General features: G+C 46.2%; 18 protein-coding genes. 3 read left to right on the top strand and 15 right to left on the bottom strand.

The features are described from left to right. Positions 1-115: 115 nt before the first annotated feature. Entirely contained in the window at positions 116-1,588 is a 1,473-nt protein-coding gene (locus tag E7008_00910; protein MBE6456490.1) for a 2,3-bisphosphoglycerate-independent phosphoglycerate mutase, read from the bottom strand. A 117-nt stretch (positions 1,589-1,705) separates the two neighbouring features. Between E7008_00910 and E7008_00905 the strand changes: the two genes are divergently transcribed. Both E7008_00905 and E7008_00900 read left to right on the top strand, forming a co-directional pair. Beyond that, on the top strand, positions 1,706-2,125 hold the full coding sequence (locus tag E7008_00905) for a helix-turn-helix domain-containing protein (protein MBE6456489.1): 420 nt from the start codon (positions 1,706-1,708) through the stop codon (positions 2,123-2,125). 97 nt (positions 2,126-2,222) lie between these two features. Beyond that, the gene (locus E7008_00900) at positions 2,223-3,530 is read left to right on the top strand and encodes a trigger factor (protein ID MBE6456488.1); all 1,308 of its coding nucleotides are present in this window, start codon (positions 2,223-2,225) and stop codon (positions 3,528-3,530) included. A gap of 150 nt (positions 3,531-3,680) precedes the next feature. On the opposite strand, the gene E7008_00895 is transcribed toward E7008_00900, so the two are convergent. The 6 genes from E7008_00895 to secA form a co-directional block, all read right to left on the bottom strand. After that, positions 3,681-4,874, bottom strand: coding sequence for a hypothetical protein (locus E7008_00895; protein ID MBE6456487.1), 1,194 nt, complete (start codon positions 4,872-4,874; stop codon positions 3,681-3,683). Further along, entirely contained in the window at positions 4,874-7,261 is a 2,388-nt protein-coding gene (locus E7008_00890) for a hypothetical protein (GenBank protein ID MBE6456486.1), read from the bottom strand. The genes E7008_00895 and E7008_00890 overlap by 1 nt, the downstream gene beginning before the upstream one ends. Positions 7,262-7,307: 46 nt before the next feature. Continuing rightward, positions 7,308-7,676 carry a hypothetical protein gene (locus E7008_00885; protein MBE6456485.1) on the bottom strand — a complete coding sequence of 123 codons (369 nt, stop codon included), beginning with the start codon at positions 7,674-7,676 and terminating at the stop codon, positions 7,308-7,310. Then, positions 7,673-8,539 (bottom strand): 16S rRNA (cytosine(1402)-N(4))-methyltransferase RsmH, encoded by an 867-nt coding sequence (rsmH, locus tag E7008_00880; protein MBE6456484.1) that lies wholly within the window; start codon positions 8,537-8,539, stop codon positions 7,673-7,675. The genes E7008_00885 and rsmH overlap by 4 nt, the downstream gene beginning before the upstream one ends. Before the next feature lie 2 nt (positions 8,540-8,541). Then, positions 8,542-11,949: a DNA polymerase III subunit alpha gene (gene dnaE / locus E7008_00875; GenBank protein ID MBE6456483.1), complete on the bottom strand. Its 3,408-nt coding sequence runs from the start codon at positions 11,947-11,949 to the stop codon at positions 8,542-8,544. Positions 11,950-12,015: 66 nt separating this feature from the next. Continuing rightward, positions 12,016-14,628: a preprotein translocase subunit SecA gene (gene secA / locus E7008_00870; GenBank protein ID MBE6456482.1), complete on the bottom strand. Its 2,613-nt coding sequence runs from the start codon at positions 14,626-14,628 to the stop codon at positions 12,016-12,018. A 150-nt stretch (positions 14,629-14,778) separates the two neighbouring features. Here secA and E7008_00865 point away from each other — a divergent pair, with 150 nt between their 5' ends. Next, positions 14,779-14,994 carry a hypothetical protein gene (locus E7008_00865; protein ID MBE6456481.1) on the top strand — a complete coding sequence of 72 codons (216 nt, stop codon included), beginning with the start codon at positions 14,779-14,781 and terminating at the stop codon, positions 14,992-14,994. Positions 14,995-15,018: 24 nt separating this feature from the next. Here the strand turns inward: E7008_00865 and E7008_00860 are convergent, their stop codons facing one another. From E7008_00860 to E7008_00825, 8 genes are read right to left on the bottom strand one after another with little or no spacing between them, the layout of a single operon-like run. After that, the gene (locus E7008_00860) at positions 15,019-16,125 is read right to left on the bottom strand and encodes a DUF2817 domain-containing protein (protein MBE6456480.1); all 1,107 of its coding nucleotides are present in this window, start codon (positions 16,123-16,125) and stop codon (positions 15,019-15,021) included. 41 nt (positions 16,126-16,166) lie between these two features. Then, positions 16,167-16,976 (bottom strand): hypothetical protein, encoded by an 810-nt coding sequence (locus tag E7008_00855; protein MBE6456479.1) that lies wholly within the window; start codon positions 16,974-16,976, stop codon positions 16,167-16,169. Positions 16,977-16,982: 6 nt separating this feature from the next. Continuing rightward, positions 16,983-17,426 (bottom strand): protein TolR, encoded by a 444-nt coding sequence (locus tag E7008_00850; GenBank protein MBE6456478.1) that lies wholly within the window; start codon positions 17,424-17,426, stop codon positions 16,983-16,985. Next, positions 17,393-17,872 (bottom strand): MotA/TolQ/ExbB proton channel family protein, encoded by a 480-nt coding sequence (locus E7008_00845; GenBank protein ID MBE6456477.1) that lies wholly within the window; start codon positions 17,870-17,872, stop codon positions 17,393-17,395. Before E7008_00845 ends, E7008_00850 begins: the two co-directional genes overlap by 34 nt. A gap of 15 nt (positions 17,873-17,887) precedes the next feature. Next, on the bottom strand, positions 17,888-18,262 hold the full coding sequence (locus E7008_00840; protein ID MBE6456476.1) for a 4-hydroxybenzoyl-CoA thioesterase: 375 nt from the start codon (positions 18,260-18,262) through the stop codon (positions 17,888-17,890). Continuing rightward, positions 18,259-18,873 (bottom strand): HD domain-containing protein, encoded by a 615-nt coding sequence (locus E7008_00835; protein MBE6456475.1) that lies wholly within the window; start codon positions 18,871-18,873, stop codon positions 18,259-18,261. Before E7008_00835 ends, E7008_00840 begins: the two co-directional genes overlap by 4 nt. After that, positions 18,873-19,859, bottom strand: a complete 987-nt coding sequence (gene ruvB / locus E7008_00830; protein MBE6456474.1) for a Holliday junction branch migration DNA helicase RuvB — start codon at positions 19,857-19,859, stop codon at positions 18,873-18,875. The genes E7008_00835 and ruvB overlap by 1 nt, the downstream gene beginning before the upstream one ends. Further along, positions 19,856-20,515 (bottom strand): alpha/beta fold hydrolase, encoded by a 660-nt coding sequence (locus E7008_00825; protein ID MBE6456473.1) that lies wholly within the window; start codon positions 20,513-20,515, stop codon positions 19,856-19,858. Before E7008_00825 ends, ruvB begins: the two co-directional genes overlap by 4 nt. Between the last annotated feature and the right edge of the window lie 43 nt (positions 20,516-20,558).

Below are 20,558 nucleotides of genomic sequence, written 5' to 3'. Positions count from 1 at the left end.
AGACAATTTACCCCCACACGCGCAAGGGAAAAAATAAACCCCACTATAAAAATATATGCTCGCACTCTATACTGTGTGCCTAATGGCAAAAAAAATCCCCCAAATGGGGGTGTTTTTATATCAATGACCGTCCAGTCATCTGGGGCGGTTGTGGAATGCCCAAAATTTTCAGCATTGTTGGCGCAATGTCGGCCAACCCGCCATCCCGCACGGCTGGGGCATTTTCTGCAACCAACACCAAATTCACCGGATTTGTTGTGTGTGCCGTCCATGGCAGTGAATTTGCCACATCCCACATTTGTTCTGCATTACCGTGGTCTGCGGTTATCAACATTGTACCGCCAATTTTCAGCACCGCCGGCACCAGTCGCGCCAACTGCGCATCCAGTGTCTCCATCGCCTGCACCGCGGCATCCATATTGCCGGTATGTCCAACCATGTCACCATTTGCCCAATTCAAAATCACAACATCATATTTGCCTAATTCTGGCAACAGGGCATCTGTAATCTCTATTGCGGCCATTTCTGGCTTCATATCAAACGTCGCAACATCTGGCGACGGAATCAGAACTTTTTTCCCCATTGGAAAGTCAATATTTCTTTCTGCGTCCATAAAATATGTCACATGATTATATTTTTCTGTTTCTGCGATACGCAACTGACTTAATCCATTTTCCGCCAACACATCGCCCAGCGTATTTTCCACCGCGACATCCGGCATCAGGGCAGGGCACAATTCATTCAGACCTTCACCGTACTGGGAAAAGCACACCACATGCACGCCCGTTTTCAGAATTTCGCGCATAATCTGACGCGCACGGTCGCTGCGATAATTCCCGAACAGGAATCCATCCACTGGTCGAATTGCCACATCGCCATCAATAACGGTTGGTTGGATAAATTCATCTGTTTCGCCCCGTGCATATGCATCCGCCAACGCGTCATCGATTGTTGTGGCCCGATATTTTGCGTTTGCGTTTGCAATCGCATCAATTGCCAGGTACGTTCTGTCCATATTCTGATTACGATCCATCGCGTAATACCGCCCAGATATTGTCCCAAAGAACGCACGATTATCTGCTAACGCGGTTGCCAGTTTTTCCTTAATCAAATCGATATATTTTTTCGCAGATTGTGGCGGTGTATCACGGCCGTCTGCAATAAAGTGAATGCACACACGCAATCCCGCCGCCAAGATTCGTTCCACAATTGTTAAAATATCATTTACATCGGAATGCACACGCCCATCAGACATCAGTCCCGCCACATGCACAATTCCCCCGTCACGACGAACCGATGTAATAAAATCCGCCAAATATGTATTCTGGTCCCAATCTTCCAGTTGAAACCGTCGCAGGAATTGGTTTACCACGCGTCCTGCACCGATTGTAATGTGTCCAACCTCAGAATTTCCCATTGTCCCCTGTGGCAGGCCCACCGCCGGCCCACTGGCGTCCAACTGTGCGTGCGGATATTTTTCCAGCAAAGAATTCCAAAATGGCATTTTTGCCTGGGCAACAGCGTTATATTCTGTGGCGTTATTAATACCAACGCCGTCCATAATACATAAAACAAGTGGCTTTTTCATCATATCCCCTTATGCCTTTACAAATTCAGGGTATCATAACTGTTTTTTGATTGCAAAAGCAAAAGAAAAATTGTATAAATTATCAGGAACTTTATCTTACGGGGAGGTTAATAAATCATGAGTGGAAAAGCATTTGTACCAAACGCAATTGATGAACACATTGGCCAGCGTATGCAACTGCGCCGCGTGATGATGGGCCTGTCCCAGAAAGATTTGGCCAAAATATGTGGCGTCACATTTCAGCAGATTCAGAAATATGAAAGCGCGGGCAACCGTATCGCAGCATCGCGCCTGTTTGAACTAAGTGCAGCGTTGGAAACCCCTGTGTCATTCTTTTTCTCGGGCCTGCCGGGGTATATTGAGCGCGAACCACGCAATGGTCGCCTGCCAAAATCATGTGTATCTGACCAGACTGCATTTGACCCATTGGCCAAGAATGAATCATTGCAGTTAATAAATTTATATTGGAAACTGCCCACTGATTCCCAGCGTGAAATCATCATGAAAATGCTAAAAACCCTAAATGGTCAAGAATAAATAAAACCAAAACCGCCCTGGCGGTTTTTTTATTATTGCTTTCATTGAAAAAGCGTGTATAATCACACGGCAATTTACTTTTAATAGGGGAAAGCATATGTTTACAAAAGAAAAAATCAAAGATTTACATTATTCTGTAACTGGGTCAATCCCTGCGGCCGAATTACAGGCGGCGGCGGATGAAATCCTGTTGGAATACGGGAAAAAGGCTAAAATGCCAGGTTTCCGCACAGGTAAGATTCCATTGTCAATCCTGCGTCAAAAATACAACGCATCCGCATACGGCGAAGCGATTGATAAAATCATGAACAATGATCTGAACAAATACGTTGCAGACAAGAAAATCCGTCTGGCGGGCGCACCACGCGCAGATTTGGCGGGTTGGGAAATTGGCAAAGATGCCGAATATTCCCTGGAATTCGATATTTTGCCAACGTTGCCGGCGATTGATTTAGAAAAATTCACCGTAACGAAAAAGACAGCCGACCTGGATGAAAAAGAGGTTGAAACCGCCCTGGAAAACATCCGCAAGTCACGCAGCGTTGCCGAAAAACAGGATGCCAAGTACAAGGCCGCCAATGGTGACGTCGCTGTTATCGACTTCACAGGCTTTGTTGGCGATACCGCATTCGAAGGTGGCGCAGCGAAAAAACATCACCTGATTTTGGGTTCTGGCGCATTTATCCCTGGCTTCGAAGACCAGATTATCGGTCACAAGGTTGGTGATAAATTCGACGTCAATGTTAAATTCCCTGCCGATTATCACGCAGAAAACCTGGCGGGGGCTGATGCGCGTTTTGCGGTTGAAATCCATGAAATCCGCAAACACATCTTGCCGGAATTAAACGACGAATTGGCAAAACAGGTTGGCCAGGAATCCGTGGACGCATTAAAAGCGCACATTCGTAACATCCTGACCGAACAATACAATGACGCAGCCCAGCGTGAAATGCGTAACGAATTGTTGGACATCTTGGCGGACAAGGTGAAGTTAGATTTGCCTGAAACATTGGTGTCCCAGGAATTGGAAATGGCGAAAAATGAATTTGAACGTTCACATGCGCATTGCCACGATGAAAAATGTGACCATAAATGGGACGAAAAACAGGAACGCAAAGACGCCGAACGTCGCGTTAAATTGGGCTTAATCTTGGCGGAATGGGGCACTCAAAACAAAGTAGAAGTTTCCCGCGAAGATCTGCAACAGGCAATCTGGTCCGAAGCAGCACGCTATCCAGATCCAAAACAGGTATTTGAATTCTATAACAAGAATCAAAACGCCCTGGCTATGTTGCGCGGCATGCTGTTCGAACGCAAGGCCCTGGATGCCATGTTGACACATGTCAAGACCAAGGAAAAAAAGGTTAAATCAGACGAACTGTTCCAACAGGCACCCGTTCGTTAATTCGACCAAGCTTAAAAACAACGCCCCATCCGGGGCGTTTTTATTTATCAACGAAATATAATCAGCGTAAGATTGCATCACCAAATAAAAGTTTAGCGCAGTATTACATATGCTAAAACCCCGCCATTCGGCGGGGTAATAATTCCATGTTCAAGATTCTGATGCACTTGTCGCGCCCGACGTCACACATTCACGATATACATCTGTTTCGGTCTTGGTCCAACACTGATTCTCTGGCTCTGGATTGTTATTTTTTGTTTTTCCTTTGCCATATTGCATATCTGTTTTTGTGTACGCAGTCGCATCCCCGCAGTGCACTGCAGCAGTGGTCGCTTTGTTATTAAACACCTTGCCACTGTCACATTTTACGCACGTTCCATCCACAGGCGACACGCCACCACGTAAACTGGTTGTGCATTCCACACACGAACGATCCGTTGCGGATGCAAACGCCATATTTTCGCCTTTGCATCTGAATTCAAAGCAATCCTTGCCGGTTGGCATAACAAATGTATGCTGACTTTCATCAAACCCCGTCCAGCCTGGGCATGATTTCGCCTCGGCGCACAGATTTTCACTTATCGCGACGCAATCTGTACCACCTGCATTTGGCTTATATCCACTGATGCATGCCAAAATCTCGGTCGCGCCAACACGGTAAAATATTGACGGCCATGAAATCATATTCTCCCAACCTTCGCGCTGTGCACGCACAATTAAGGGCTGCACAAATGCACCGTGTCCACCCGGCGCCCAACGCGTAATTGCCAAAACACTATCGTGTTCCTGGCCCTTGTTCAAACCGCAACCATAATAACGATTCCAGTTGAACATGGCGATATCATCTTCGATATTCGCACCCGATGTAACACGTTTCAAACCATCATAATTCGCCCGACGAAATTCCACTGCGTCACATTTAGCGGTGCTGCCTGGCGCAACAGAACAGTCATCACCGCTGTATCCATCCTTGCACAGCCAACGACATCCCGTCGTACCACCAATCATCGCGTATTCAGTCCACGCGTTTTTCTTGTTTTTATTTTTTCCTTCAATCTGTATTGGGCAAAAATATGCGCCGTGTTCCGTGATATTAACCGCAACCATCATCTGAACCGCATATTCATCGGTATAATTACGCGCGTACATTTTTTTTGTTGTACAGTCCTTTGTTGCGCCAATACACTCGGCCGAGCCAACCAACGCATGTGCACCACACGAATCCCAATTACCACCACCCCAGTTGGTCAACAACTTTGCCACCGCGATTGACTTGCCTGTTGCTGCTAGCGCAGGCGTTGCCACCAAAACAGCCATCAAAGATACTAATAAATTTCTTTTCATTATTCTTTCCCTACATAGCACATGCCGTTATCATAGTATCCGCCAATTGTCGCACACTGCTGTTCATACCAGGCCTCTGTAAATGTACATTCATCCTTGGCCAGATCATACGACGCCATTGGTGTTTCTTCGCCATCGTTATAATTCAGGCACTGAATCCGTGTTGAATTTTCCACGCAACGCCCAACTGACACCGCATATCCCGTATCCGTTCCACCGAACGCCGTGGAATAGAACGCCTTTAACAGTGTGCCATCGGTTGTGTCTGCCTCTAACCAATAACCATCCAAATCTTCGCACTGTTCCATCAATTGATAATCCAATTGTTCACGAATATCATCAATCGCCTTTTCAACCTGGGTACGCGTTTGCAGTGGCAATGCGTCATAGGTCTTGTCCGTGGCCGTCGGATCACTGCAATTGTCCACAGCGAACTGTTTAATATGTGCTGCAACACTGGCGTTGGCGGCACTGCTTGCGGCGTCATCATTCGCACCCATGCTCATCCGACGACAATTCCATGGGAATTTCATGTTGCCTGTGGTTGGCGTGCACAATTCTTGAACATAATTATCAATTGCGGTTGCGCACCCTTCGGCCACACGAACATTATCAACTGAATTCACGAACGATAACAACGCCGCCAGTCCGCAATTCTTTGATCCTGCTGTCAAGTGACCATTGACGTCAAATTTACAACTCTCGCGTCCGCCGTGCAACGCGGCGCATGCAACAACCTTTTCTTCGCACATTGCCTTTGCTGCGTATGCCGACAATGCGCCCGCGGCCTTGGCTGTGGTGTCGTCAAAATCCTTTAACGCACCAGATTGTGTGTCGTAACATTCTTTCATTGTACTGACACAGGACATCTTGGTTGCTTCAATCAATTCATCCTGGGCCTGGGAAATTTCAATCAACGCACTGCGTTTGAATTCCGACCACACAATATCTGACAAATCACGACATGTATCCAACGCAGACGTTGCAAACATCTTTTTGGTGTCCAGGAACTGATCAAAATTAGCATTCTGCCCCAGCAAATCAAAATCACCATCCGCGCTACTTAACGTGATAAGATTTTCCAGTTCAAACAAACGTGCGCTGTAAATTGCTTCGCCTGTGGTTTGATTGACGTATGCACCACTATAATCCAAACAACGTTTATAGTTCACACCACACGCGGTATCCGCCAGCATTGATGTCCGCACCTTGTCCAGGCATTCATTAACATCTTGGGAATTATGCGCACGATATTCTTCCAGACGTGCTTCGCGCAGAATCTTTTCCGCCTGACGCACGGTTTGTTTAACCGCCTCGCGTTGGGAATCAATTTTCTTTTCATACGCATTACAATCCTGGGTAATCATAATACCATATGCACTGGTCGCCATATTCAGTGTTGCACTGTTTTCACAACTGTCTGTAATCAACTGCAAGCATTGCTTGTTCGACGCATCAAATAACGCCTTGCCCTCAAGCGAGGTTAAATCGACACCCGTATTTGTATCAAATATGGACGACGCGCCACCGCCACCCCAGATATCATCAACACCTGTTGAAAAATCCAACGACATAATCCCCAGGGATGTCGAATTACTGTTGCCACTGCTGGCCTTGCGCTTGCCAGACAATAAATCACCAATCGCATCCAGTGTTTTTTGTGCGCCACTGGTATCTTTTTTTATTGCCGCTTCGCCAATTGTTGCGCTGTACATTGCGTCAACTTCGGCTGCGGTTTTATCCACCGCATTCAGGTTATTATCTTCAAACTGCATTAACAGGGTCTTAGCCTCGTCCAATGCTAATTCTGTATCACGAAATTCGGTAAAGCGCTCGCTGCAATAACAGCGACGATATGTATCATTTGCATTGGCGCAGAACTGGTCCATACATGTCGCATATGCATCACGACACGCAGCATAGCCACCACCAATCTTGGAAATGTCGGTAAAGACCGCCGTCGCACGCGCCTGTGCGCCCGCCCGCGCCAGTCCCAAATTCGAAACATTTGCACCCATTCGCGCATTCCCGGTCGCAGAACGCGCCACCGTTGCCGCCCGCGATATATTTGTAGCGTTGCGGGCATTTACCGCACTGCGCGCATTATTTGCGGCCGATCGCGCCACCGTTGCCGAACGTGCGACTGCCGACCCATTTCGTGCATTATTTACCGCACTGCGCGCCGACGTACGCCCAGCCCCCATCACCGTTTGTGCGTTATCCCCATCGCCACGCGAAACAACATTCCCCGCCATACGATGCCCAGTCGCACCAACCGCAACGGCATTACGTGGATTTGGCGCTTGTGCGGCATCGGCCACTGACACACCAGCCATCGCCATCAACAGCGCAGAAAAACGGACAAAATCAACAAATGAACGTTTCAATTTAATTCTCTCTTTTTCACATTTTATCATTTTTCGCATATTTGAATCAAGCACTTATTCCATAAACACTGGCCAAATATAAAACATACGCTTCATATGACGCATCATACAGTTTATATGCCGTAACGTTATTCCCATCTTGCTGGGCGCGTGCGGCATCTTCCATGGCGCGCACTGCCTGGGCCAATAAATCACGACCACGGACCATTATTTCTGTATCCTGGGTCATTCGCCCCATCAGATGTTCACGCATTTCGCCAATAATTTGTCCAATCTGGCCATTTGGGGCAATTTCTTCAATTGCGACCAAATTCATCAGCGCAATCGTCAAATCCTGGTCGGACGACAAATCCAATGGATTAACCTTTTTGGATGCATCTGTATATTCCACCATATGTTTCAGATTCTTTTTCATGCGTCACCCCCATTTTTTATCACACCACGCATGTGTGCTGAACGTGCACGCGGATTATGTTCCAGTTCTGATTCAGTCGGCACGGCGGTTTTTATTTGTATAAATGGCGCAGCCCCCACCACCGGCAATCGTGGATCACCCGGCGCAGTCGTCCATGTTCGAAAAGTATTCTTAACAATTCGGTCTTCCAACGAATGGAATGTCACACAAATGCATTTACCACCCGATACCAATAAATCTGGCACATGCACCAACGCACGTTCCAGTTCGCCCATTTCATCATTCACCGCAATTCGTAACGCCTGGAAAACCGGCGCGACATCTTTGGGATTGTGGATTAAATCGCGTAATTCAAACGTGGTCTGGGGGCATGCATCCTTAATCGCGCGCGCTAATATATTTGCCTTTTTAACATCTCCATAGTTGCGTAACACATCTGCCAATTCAGCCACAGATATCTGTTCAATCAACTGTGCCGCAGTCAATCCTTTTTGTTCCATCCGCATATCCAGCGGTGCGTCCGCCCGGAACGAAAAACCACGTTCTGGGATATCAATCTGCATCGACGAAATCCCCAAATCCAAGACGATTGCGTCAACCGATTGCTCTAAGTCCCCAATATTTGAAAACGGTTGTGGAATAAATTTAAATCGATTGCCAAACTCACCCCACAGCACATTTGCATCCACCACCACATTCGGATCACGATCAAATGCAATAACATTTGCACCGCGTTCTAAAAACGCCCGACTGTATCCACCCGCACCAAATGTACAGTCTACAATCGTCTTGCCCTGAATATCCCCCAGTGCATCCAGAACCGCACCCAACAAAACCGGAATATGTTTCTGCGTTGTTGCCATGGCTATTCCACCTCTACCTTGATTCCCAGTGCGGTCAAATCCGCCACTGTTGTCGCCCCCAGTTCAACGCCACCCGGCAATGCAACTGTTGCGGTCTTTTCCGCGCCGTGCAATACCATTTCAACGCGTGTATATCCACGGGGCAGGGCCACAATCGCTTTCTTAACATCTTGCAACACTGCGCCATCACGAATGTCCAGGGTGACTTTCTTGGCAATTTTTGCCACCCATTGATTCAGCGGTGTAATAGAATCCACGAATATAGACACCCGGTCATCACGATTGGACGTCTTGCCTGAAATCAAAACAACCGTATCATTTGCCAGAATTTGTGAAAACTCAATCGCAGAATCCCCAAACGCCACCGCATCAATATTGCCCGCACTGTCAGACGCGTTAATCGTAATCATTTCTTTGCCAGTTTTCGTCCGGCGACGACTAAATGAATTTACATTTGCGGCAATTTGTACCGGTTTTCTGTCACCCAGCGATTCCAATGTTGCACTTGTCGCCAAATTGGCACGCGCAATCAGATGCTTGTACTGATCCAACGGGTGTGCCGAAATATAGAATCCCAATGCCGACAATTCATTTTCCAACTTCTGCCCAAATGTCCACGGTTCGGTCTTGGGCAAATTCTTGCGCAGTCTGTCTTCGGACACATCGTCTTCGACCGTATTTGCAAACAGCGACAACATATTCGCCCCATCTTTGGATTTTGCTGCATATGACAAAATTGCATCTGCATTCATATAAATCAATGCGCGATTTGGTTCTAACGAATCCAGAACACCTGTCTTGGCGAACGCTTCTAAAATGCGTTTGTTCATAATCGGCGCACATCGCTTGGCAAAATCTGTTAAGTTCTTGAACCTTCCATTTGCGTTGCGTTCTGCAACAATTGCGTCGGTTGCAACTGTTCCAACGCCCTTTAATGCCGCCAGACCATAAATAATCTTGCCATCACGCACCGTGAATAATGAATCACTTTCGTTAATATCTGGCGCGACAATTTGGATGCCAAAGTTTGACTTGGCATCATCTACAAAGATTGCCAACTGATCCGTATCATTCAGATTACTGGACATAGACGCCGCCAGGAATTCTGGCGTATAGTTTGCTTTCAGATACGCGCACTGATTTGCCACAATGGAATATGCGATTGCGTGCGATTTGTTAAATGCATACTTGGCAAAATCCTTGAACTTTTCCCACAGATCTTTTGCCGTTGCGCGATCCAGCGTACCTTCTTTTTCGCATCCCTCATAGAACTTGCCTTCTAATTCATCCAACATGGCAATAATCTTTTTACCCATCGCCTTGCGCACGTTGTCTGACTGTCCACGGGTAAATCCGGCCAACGCGCGTGTCAGCTGCATCACCTGTTCCTGGTACACGATAATCCCGTACGTTTCTTTTAAAATCGGTTCGGCCTTGGGGTGAACATATTCAATTTCTTCTTCGCCATGCATACGCGCAATAAATTGTGGAATAAACTGAATTGGGCCGGGACGATTTAACGCATTCAACGCCGATATTTCCAAGAAACTGGTCGGATGCATTTTACGCAATGTCTGTTGCACAAACGGGGCATCAAACTGGAATATGCCTTCGGTCAATCCCTGTTGCCACAACCGCATAGTTTTTGCATCATCGGTTGGAATCTGGTCCAGGTCAATGTTAATACCACGCGTCTGTTGAATCAGTCGTGTCGCGTATTTCAGCACCACCAGTGTTTCCAGCCCCAGAAAGTCAAACTTAATCAAACCGGATTTTTCCAGGTATTTTCCATCAAATTGGCATGATGGCAACGGGTTGGCCGGATCGCGATATACTGGTGCAATCTTGGTCGTTGGGCGGTCGCCAATAACAACCCCGCACGCATGTTGCCCCAGGTTTCGCAGACTGCCTTCTAATTCTTCGGCGACGGTCACGACCTTGTTTAAATCTTCGTCATTGTTCAAGATATCTTGAATTTCTGTGGACATCCCAACCACATCTTTCAGTGTCTTGGCATCCTGGGGAATTAATTTGGACAATCTGTCTGATTTGGAATAGGGCATACCATACACGCGCCCAATATCACGAATTGCGCCACGTGCCTGTAACGAACCAAATGTAATAATGCGGCACACAGAATCATGTCCATATTTATCACACACATACGCCAATACGCGTTCAATACCTGTCGGTTCAAAGTCCACGTCAAAGTCCGGCATAGAAATACGGTCTGGATTCAAAAAACGTTCAAACAGCAACCCGTATTTCAGCGGGTCGACATTGGTAATTCCCAACGCCCACGCCACAATCGAACCAGCCCCCGAACCACGCCCCGGCCCAGTCAAAACGTCATTATTGCGACACCAGTCGATATAGTCGGCAACGATTAAGAAATACCCCGGGAATCCCATCCCGATAATAACGCCTAATTCAAATTCGGCCTGGTCGTAATATGGTTGTGTATCTGTAATGCCATGCTGTTCCAGTCTGCGTTTTAGCCCACTCATAGTATTATCACGCAGCATCTGGCACTCGGTTTCCAAATCATCGCCAAATCGTGGCAATAATGGCTTTTCATGAACATTTACCATAAATCCACAACGCTGTGAAATCTGCACGGTATTTTCAATCGCTTCGGGCAGGTCGGAAAAAATTTCCGCCATCTGTTCATATGACTTGAAATACTGTTCTGATGATTTGCGCGGCCGTTCTGGGTCAATAACCTTGGTCTGGCCCAGCACACACCCCAACGCGTCCGCGGATTCATAATCTGTATCCGCCGCAAAGCAAACATCATTTGTCGCAACAATCGGAATATTTAATTCGTGCGCGATGTTCAAAAATCCAGGCTCTGTTTTGATTTCATCGTCCAATCCATGACGTTGAATTTCGATATAGAATCTGTCACCAAATATCCCCAGGAACTTTTGGGCATATTCGCGTGCCTGACCGTCCTGGCCGTTCAAAATTGCCATTCCCAACGGCCCCAGATGTGCCCCCGACAAACAAATCAATCCATCACTGTGCCCCGCCAGTTCTTCAAATGAAATATGCGCCCCCAGATGATGATTTTCACCCCGCATATACATAATTCGGTTCAGTTCACACATGTTTAAATACCCCGTATGATTTTGCGCCAATAATACTATTTTAGACAATGAACTAGCACGCAGTATTTTTGGATCTGCGGTATGGTGATTCAATGAAATTTCAACCCCAATAATCGGTTGCAACTTATTCGATGGCATAACATCTGAAAATTCCGCACACCCCGACATCAGGTTGGTATCTGTTAGCGCGCATGCCGTCATCCCCGCTGCCGCACACAACTTTGGTATTTGTTTGATGGTCAGTGTACTGGCCCCCACTGAAAAACGTGAATGTGTACGAAGATGAACAAACTGCTGCATAACCCCTTTCCCTTTTATACCTTTTTATGCAAACCAACAAAAACAGGATAAATTGCACCAAATATATTAGTGCAATTTACCACAACAATGTTTGAATTTCAGACCCGATCCACATGGACATGGGGCATTACGACGACTGTCACTGCCGGTGGCCTGGTTCAACCCTGCATCATGCTTGGCGCGTTCGGCCTCGGTCGCGGCAACATCATCACGCGTCAATTCCATACGACAAATATACGAAATTGACATAATTTTAAAGTTATTCACAGTATTCTTGAACAAATCCAATGCTTCGCGCTTGTATTCGTACAGCGGATTCTTTTGGGCATATCCACGCAATCCAATTGCACTTTGCAGATAATCCATCTGTTGCAGATGTTTTTTCCACACCGCATCCAACGCCCCCAACATCATCTGGCGCGACGCCATCTGCATCAATTCAGGTCCATATTTTTGCGCCTGTTGTTCATATCTGCGCATTGCCAGATTATACAGTGTTTCATACGCTTTGCGTTCTGTAATCTGTTCATCGGTTTTCCATTTTTCAATATCTGTAATATCCAACGCAAACACACGCATCATCGCATTGTGAATTGCATTCAGATTCCAATCCGCCGGCATTGCCTTTTCCGGGATACTGTTTTCACAGATAACTTCAACCACATCGCCAATCATTTCGGTTGCCAACGGTTTTAAATCATCCGCTGTCATCAAATCGTCACGCTGTTTATAGATAACCGTACGCTGTTCATTTGCAACATCGTCGTATTTCAGCAATTCTTTACGCGCTTCGAAATATCTGGCTTCAACACGTTTCTGCGCCTTTTCCAAGGCCTTGGTAATCCATGGGTGGGTAATTGCCTCGCCTGTTTTTAACCCCAGCGTTGTCAACATCCCCTGCAAACGCGCCGCCCCAAATATACGCATCAAATCATCATCCAATGCTAAAAAGAACTTAGAATCGCCTGGGTCACCCTGACGTCCCGAACGTCCACGCAACTGATTATCAATACGGCGCGATTCATGACGTTCTGTACCAATTACATACAGACCTCCCGCATCCAAGACTAATTTTTTGTTGGCTTCAATCGTTGCATAGATTTCTTTCTTTTTATCCTCGAAATCTGGGGCGGTCGCATCCAATGCCGCAATCAGTTCTTCGGCATTACCACCCAATTTAATATCAGTACCGCGCCCCGCCATGTTTGTTGCAATTGTCAACGCCCCCGGTGCACCGGCCTGGGCAACAATCTTGGCTTCGGATTCGTGATGTTTTGCATTCAGAACTGCCGGCTCAACCCCCAATTTTTTACGCACAATTGCCGCCAGTTCTTCGGATTTTTCAATCGATACTGTACCAACCAGAACCGGCTGACGACGGGCCATACAATCCGAAATCTGCTTTAAAATCGCGTCATATTTTTCATCTTTGTTGCGATAGATTTCGTCATGATGATCATTACGTGCAACTGGGCGATTTGTCGGAATCGACACCACACGCAGTTTATAGATTTCTTCAAATTCTGCAGCCTCGGTCATGGCTGTTCCGGTCATACCTGACAAAGTCGGATACAGACGGAACAAATTTTGATATGAAATACTGGACACAGTCTGATTTTCCGGCTGAACCTTAACGTGTTCTTTGGCTTCAATCGCCTGATGTAATCCTTTGCCAAAGCGACGGCCACTCATTACGCGACCGGTAAATTCATCAACGATTAAGATTTCACCAGCCCGCACAACATAGTTCACATTTTTTTGGTATAAATGATGTGCCAACAGCGACTGTTGAATATGCATAACCAACGCAGCGTTTTCCGAAGCGTACAAATTCTCACCAACCAACAGCCCTGCATCTTTTAACAAACGCGTTGCTGTATCGACCCCACTTTCCGTCAGGGTCACATGTCTGTCTTTTTCATCTTTTTTGAAATCATTTTCGCCAAATTGGGCAACAACCGCATCAACCTTGGCATACAGTTCACTGGTATCTTCGGCCGGCCCAGATATAATCAATGGTGTACGCGCTTCGTCGATTAAAATACTGTCCACTTCGTCAACGATTGCATAAAAGAACGGACGCAAAACCTGCTGTTTTTTGCTAAACTTCATATTATCACGCAGGTAATCAAATCCCAATTCTGAATTCGTCACATATGTAATATCACATGCGTATGCCGCGCGTCTTTCTTCGTCGGTCATATCATGCTGAATAATTCCAACCGTCAACCCCAAGAAACGATAAATTTCACCCATCCACGACGCGTCGCGCGATGCCAAATAATCATTGACCGTAATCAGGTGTGCGCCCTTGCCATGTAATGCTTTCAGATACATTGCCAATGTCGCGACCAATGTTTTTCCTTCACCAGTTTTCATTTCTGCGATTTGACCATTGGTCAAAACCATACCGCCAATCATCTGAACATTAAAGTGACGCAACCCAATCGTACGCACCGACGCTTCGCGCACCAACGCAAATGCATCGGGCAGTATATCTTTTTCCTTGTCCCCGGCGGCCAATCGCGCCCGCAACACATCGGTTTGTCCACGCAACTCTTCATCCGACATTGCATGATATTTTGGTTCTAAATCATTAATCAGGGATACAGTCTTGTCGTAACTTTTTACCAATCGATCATTTGCCGACCCCAATAACATACCTAATATATTTTTCATAACCTTTTTCCTTACTTTTATCACGAAATATATAGCAATTTTGCGCCTTTCGGTCAAGATACTTTATGATATAATAACTTTATCTAAAATTAACAAGTGCGAAACACAAAAAATTATGATAGAATAGGGCACGACAGGGGGGATAAATTCATGCAACAGCCGATTAAGAAACTAAATCCATCAGATATTACCAGTGACGTTTACATTATTGCCCCGACCCAAATCGAATATATATCACGCCTGTTTGGTAACACAGTCGCCGACACAATGAATATGCGCACATTTGCACCAAAAATCCGTCAAATCGCAGAACAGGCCCTGCGCCACGCATTAAATTCTGCCAAAACCATGGGCGAATCCAAATAAAAACCGCCATTCGGCGGTTCTTTTTTATCGTTGTTTCAGATTTTCAATCAATTCCACAAACAAAATCCGTGCGCCGTCTAATGCGGCATTGCGCCAACGCGCGTCCGACGGATACCAACTTTCGGTCAGATTTTTCCACGTCTGTTCATTAATTCGCCCACAGTTCAGCAAATCATACCGCGCATCCCCCATATCCATACGTTTATAGATTGGCGACATAATGGGAAATTCCCCTGTGCCAATTTCAAAATCCGCGGTATAAACTGGCAAATCTGGCATGGCATAGCGCGCCTCTAAACAATCAACCAAATCACCCAATAACACAGGTCCATTTTTGGCGCGTTCATCTGGGGTCACAGCGGTCGCAACCAATAAATCTGTAAAATAATTACTGGTTTTATGTTCCGCCGGATGCGACACCATCAACTGTCGGGTAACGCGACCGCGCTTTCTGTCAAAACGTCCCAACCCCGTGTGCAAACCAATTGATGTCAGTGACTTCGCACCATCCATCACTTCGTCATAGATACGCATTGTCATTTTGTTTTCTGTCATTGGTGCTGCGCCACCATAAAACAAGCCATATGGATGTTTATATTGCCCACGACTGATTGCATCCCACGCGCCATCTTTTTTATGTTTATGATAAAAATTTTTGATTGCGTTCTTTTTCTGAACCGCATCTGGTCGGGCCAACAACATATCATGCGCCAAATCATACTTTGGATTCTGGGGCAGTGCACCCGGCCGACTAAAATCAACACCAAAATTACGATTTAAATCTACCAAGCCACCATGTTTAGTATCCACAACTTCGCGCATGCGATTTTGCATACCCCAACCATTAATAACATGAATTAAAACAATTGTATATTTTTGCAGGAAATCTGGTTTCAAATTCTTTGCAAACTGGTCCAGGAACATATTCTGCGCGGCACTGCCAAAGTATCCTTCGATACCATGAATGCCCGAATTAATCACAACCTTGTGCGGGCCATTACCGATTAAAACATATGGAATATCAAACTTATGCCCGTCCGCCACGCACCAACGCAATTCACCGTATTGTGACGCATTTCTATAAAACTTTTCAGTTGCCTGATTCCAATTTTCAGAATAATACTTTTGCATGTTTTTTGCCTTTGGTTTTTTCCTCTCTCCGCCGGCACGCCCTACATTACTTTACCTTGTGTTGGATAAAAAGTTAACTGAATTTTTTCCCACTTGATAAATTCGTTCGCCGGCAACATCCGGAACGGCTGACATGTATTAATCGCATTACGAATGGTTTCCAACACATACGCAAATGCCGGATCATTTTCCGCCCGCGCGGCCGATTCAAACCATACATCGCGCACAGTTCCATTTTTTCGCATTGTTAAATGTGCCACCGCACGAATGTCTGATATATCTGGCCGTTTAGTATCCACAACCCAACACCGCGTCATTGCAACACGCAACGCATCCACAACCGACACCGTCAACGTACGTTCCAGTGACAACACCTCTCGATTAACACGTACAACTTTCTTTTTCCGTGGTGCGGCGGGTGCTGGCTCAACCGGTTTTGATTCCGATTTCTGTGGTTCAGGTTTCTTTTCTGGTTCTTTCTCTGGCTCAGGCTCTTTATTTTCTGGCTGTGGTTCTGGCTTTGGCTCTTCGACCAGTGTTGGCGTCTCTATCTCGATTTTTTCTGGTTCTTCGGCCTGAACTTCTTTTGTGTCCGGCTGTGCAACTGGGGCAGGGGTTGGATCTTCGGGTTTAGATTCGACAACCTGACCAACATTATACAATTTTGTTTCGTCGCCACTTACCACAACGTCATTCAAATCAATTTCGACAATTTCAATCCTGTCGGGTGCAACCAATTGCGCACGATTAATCACTATCGCGAACGACGTAACCATAATCGCCACCAATGCCAAATGTCCCCCAATGGAAATCAGCATATTTTCCGTTGAAAATTGATTAAATTTTGCCATTTGTTTTTATTCTGGTTGTGTACGCAGTCCAACTTTTTGAAAACCTGAATCTTTTAATTTGCCCATCATACTCATCACTGCGCCATAGTCCGCATGTGTATCCCCGCTAATCATAATGGTCAGGTTCGGATTTTCCCCACGCATGGCAATCGCGCGCTTTACAATTTCGTCGCGTGGCAATTCCATTTCTGCCAGGAAATACCGTCCATTTGAATCAACGCTGATTTGAATTGCATGGTCATTACCCGTCATCGCAGACGCACCCGCACGCGGCAATTCTAAATCAATCCCCGTTGTCATCATAGGCGTTGTCACCATAAACACCGCCAACAACACCGTCATAACGTCAATCATTGGCGTTAATTGAATTGACAAATCTGACTTATTACGTCTTAATCTAGACATCTGCGCCACCATTATTTTTGGTTTTTTACTTCCCGACATGCACATTCCAGGCGTTCATACAAATCGTCAGATTTTTTGGAATACACCTGATATGCAATCGCCGCCGGAATCGCCGCAATTAACCCCAACGCAGTTGTCCCCAACGCCACCGCCAAACCTGGGGCGATAACACCGATGCTGACCGACTGATTCACGCCAATGGACGCAAACGAATCCATAACCCCCCAAACTGTACCGAACAAACCAATAAATGGCGAAATATAAGACACCATCGACAAAAACCACAGATTCTTATCAAACGGACGAATAAAGACATCCAAGTTTTCGTTCGGCTTCATTTTGACTGGATTCCTTTTCTGATTACGCCACAGGCGAAACTTTTCAACAATCACCGCCCACGACATCACACTAAACACAACCAGTACGACCGACACCACAACTGTCATAATATCGCCTGTGAATAAACTTAATAATGAAAAATTATTTCCCATTTCCCTCGTCCTTTTTTATATCAACCCATCAATAAATTCTGCTGGTATTCGTTTTGGGCGCATATCCGCCCCCAAATACGCAACCTTAAGGTTTATTATAGCACAAATGTTCCCATCTTTCACGAACTTTTGTTCAATTTTTACAGTTGCCGCCCCAACATCCACCATTTGCGTTTCAACAACAAATTCATCTGCGGCACGCAGTGGTTGAATATACTTAATATTTAATTCGCGAATCACAAATCCAATGTCGTCGCCCGCCACAACATGCCCGCGCAACCAATTCATACGCGCCCGTTCTGCGATTTCCAGATATCGTGCATGATAAACAATCCCTTCGGCATCTGTATCCGCGTACGCAATTGTAAATGGAAAAATATGAGTCTTCATTTTACAAAATCACCTGCGTCTATATTCAGTTCGTCTTTCAACCGTCGCGCAACCCGTTGCTTTACTTCATCAAAGACGCCACGTATCACAGGCTCGAAATCAAAAAATGCGGCGAAATCGGGGCTAAAAAACATTTTCCAATAAAAATTGTCTGCAAAACTGCCAATGTATGCCAAATCCTGGGCGCACATGTGTTGGACTGCCGTATCCAGAACATCTAACGCCTTGACCAGTCTTGATTCTGCACTTGCCCGCATATCATATTCATCAAATCGCGCCCGAATTTCGTCACTGCCCAGCAACCGTACAATCTGATTTACCGCGGCTATTTCGTCCATGTGTTTTTTTGCGCGCACTTCATCTGTCTGTTCGTGCAGCGGCACATCATGCGCAATTGCCTCTGGCAAATCATGCAGCAAGCATAATTCATACACGCGCTCTATATTTACTGGCACTTTCAAATATGGTTTCAACACCATTGCCATCATCGCCATATTCCACGAATGCGACGCAACCGCCTGGGGCGCGCCATCACTCATCCGTGTCAGGCGATATTCGCACTCTAACTTTTCTGCGATTTGAAAAAAGTCAACAATCCTATCAACTGACATTACTTTTCCAGTCCCAGATGCTTATACCCGGCCTCTGTAATCACACGTCCGCGGGGCGTACGTTGAACAAACCCCAACTGCATCAGATATGGCTCAATAACATCTTCAATCGTATCGCTGGGTTCTGACAATGCCGCCGCCAGGTTTTCAACCCCAACCGGTCCACCGGCATAGAACTTGATAATCATATTCATATATTCGCGGTCGATTTCATCCAGCCCACATTCGTCAATATGTAATTGGAACAGGGTAGTTTTAATCGTATCGGCGGTTATTTGATTTTTTCCCAACGCACATGCAAAATCGCGCGCACGCTTTAACAATCTGTTCGCAATACGTGGTGTCCCGCGCGCCGACCGCGCCAACATCAATGCCCCGTCTGGGTCAATCGGCGTTCCCAAAATATTCGCACTGCGCATAATAATTTTCGCCAAATCCGCCGGCGAATAGAACGTCAACCGTAAATCAATCCCAAAACGGTCGCGCAACGGATTCGACAGCAATCCCGTCCGCGTCGTTGCCCCCACCAACGTAAACGGAGGCAGGTCGATACGCACACTTTTCGCGCTGGGCCCTTCGCCCAACATAATGTCTAATTTAAAATCCTCCATCGCGGAATACAGAACTTCTTCGATTGCGGTTGGCAGACGATGAATTTCATCAATGAACAACACATCCATTGGTTCTAGCGCGGTCAATATCGCCGCCAAATCGCCTTGCTTGGTCAACATAGGCGCGGCTGTCGCACGAAAATTCGTTCCCAATTCATTTGCCACAATATGTGCCAACGTCGTTTTTCCCAGCCCCGGCGGTCCATACAGCAACACGTGATCCATGGCTTCGCCACGACTGCGCGCCCCCGAAATAAACACCGACAAATTTTGTTTCAGACTATCATGTCCAATAAAATCCCCCAGCGATCGCGGACGAATGGTCGCCGCCATATCATCTGGGATATTTGCGTCCAAAAACCGTTCTTTGTTCATAACAGTTTATCCTCTGCATTTTCACGCCCGACATACGCCTTTAAATCATTATACATCTGGCGCAAATCTGCCGGCTGGCTGTACAAAGCATCTGCACCGCGCACACGAATTGTTTCCAAATCAATTTGCGCCTGTTTTTTCAAGACCTGGGTCATATGCGACGCAAACGCGCGTGCATCATCTGATTCCGCTGCACCCTGTAATAACAATCCGCGATTGGGGCGGGGCGATAAGAATGCAAAATCAGACACCGCTGCATCCGGCGACACTAACGCAAAGCCCGATATTTCCGGCCGCCGCATCATCGCCTGCAACACATACCATGCCCCCAACTGATGCCCCGCCAACCAGATTTTATCGCTGTCTTCATTATGATTTTGAATCCAATCAATTACGGTCGCGATATCCAGCATATTTTCCGCCGTTGTTCCAATTGTGCCTTCGGAATCACCGACGCCACGATAATTAAAACGCACAACTGAAAAACCAATATCCATAAATGCGCGAAACATTGCATACGAAATACGATCGTTCATATGACACTTATTTCGTGGATTACCCGACAAAACCACGGCCAGTGGCGCGGCCTCGTTTGCAGATTTATGATACACGGCATGTAATTTTCCAGATTCCCCTGTAATAATCAAATCGACCATTATTCCACCTTTAATTTTATTATTTAACCCTAAATTAGACCAA

It is taken from the genome of Alphaproteobacteria bacterium (assembly GCA_015062495.1).
GTDB lineage: Bacteria > Pseudomonadota > Alphaproteobacteria > Rs-D84 > Rs-D84 > Enterousia.
The sequence above is the reverse complement of the archived record's forward strand: the minus strand, read 5'-3'. Positions and strand labels throughout refer to the sequence as shown.

What these genes read in the sequence shown, in the direction of transcription:
- E7008_00910 (MBE6456490.1), bottom strand. Translation starts at nt 1,588, where the DNA reads ATGAAAAAGCCACTTGTTTTATGTATTATGGACGGCGTTGGTATTAAT.
- E7008_00905 (MBE6456489.1), top strand. Translation starts at nt 1,706, where the DNA reads ATGAGTGGAAAAGCATTTGTACCAAACGCAATTGATGAACACATTGGC.
- E7008_00900 (MBE6456488.1), top strand. Translation starts at nt 2,223, where the DNA reads ATGTTTACAAAAGAAAAAATCAAAGATTTACATTATTCTGTAACTGGG.
- E7008_00895 (MBE6456487.1), bottom strand. Translation starts at nt 4,874, where the DNA reads ATGAAAAGAAATTTATTAGTATCTTTGATGGCTGTTTTGGTGGCAACG.
- E7008_00885 (MBE6456485.1), bottom strand. Translation starts at nt 7,676, where the DNA reads ATGAAAAAGAATCTGAAACATATGGTGGAATATACAGATGCATCCAAA.
- rsmH (MBE6456484.1), bottom strand. Translation starts at nt 8,539, where the DNA reads ATGGCAACAACGCAGAAACATATTCCGGTTTTGTTGGGTGCGGTTCTG.
- dnaE (MBE6456483.1), bottom strand. Translation starts at nt 11,949, where the DNA reads ATGCAGCAGTTTGTTCATCTTCGTACACATTCACGTTTTTCAGTGGGG.
- secA (MBE6456482.1), bottom strand. Translation starts at nt 14,628, where the DNA reads ATGAAAAATATATTAGGTATGTTATTGGGGTCGGCAAATGATCGATTG.
- E7008_00865 (MBE6456481.1), top strand. Translation starts at nt 14,779, where the DNA reads ATGCAACAGCCGATTAAGAAACTAAATCCATCAGATATTACCAGTGAC.
- E7008_00860 (MBE6456480.1), bottom strand. Translation starts at nt 16,125, where the DNA reads ATGCAAAAGTATTATTCTGAAAATTGGAATCAGGCAACTGAAAAGTTT.
- E7008_00855 (MBE6456479.1), bottom strand. Translation starts at nt 16,976, where the DNA reads ATGGCAAAATTTAATCAATTTTCAACGGAAAATATGCTGATTTCCATT.
- E7008_00850 (MBE6456478.1), bottom strand. Translation starts at nt 17,426, where the DNA reads ATGTGCATGTCGGGAAGTAAAAAACCAAAAATAATGGTGGCGCAGATG.
- E7008_00845 (MBE6456477.1), bottom strand. Translation starts at nt 17,872, where the DNA reads ATGGGAAATAATTTTTCATTATTAAGTTTATTCACAGGCGATATTATG.
- E7008_00840 (MBE6456476.1), bottom strand. Translation starts at nt 18,262, where the DNA reads ATGAAGACTCATATTTTTCCATTTACAATTGCGTACGCGGATACAGAT.
- E7008_00835 (MBE6456475.1), bottom strand. Translation starts at nt 18,873, where the DNA reads ATGTCAGTTGATAGGATTGTTGACTTTTTTCAAATCGCAGAAAAGTTA.
- ruvB (MBE6456474.1), bottom strand. Translation starts at nt 19,859, where the DNA reads ATGAACAAAGAACGGTTTTTGGACGCAAATATCCCAGATGATATGGCG.
- E7008_00825 (MBE6456473.1), bottom strand. Translation starts at nt 20,515, where the DNA reads ATGGTCGATTTGATTATTACAGGGGAATCTGGAAAATTACATGCCGTG.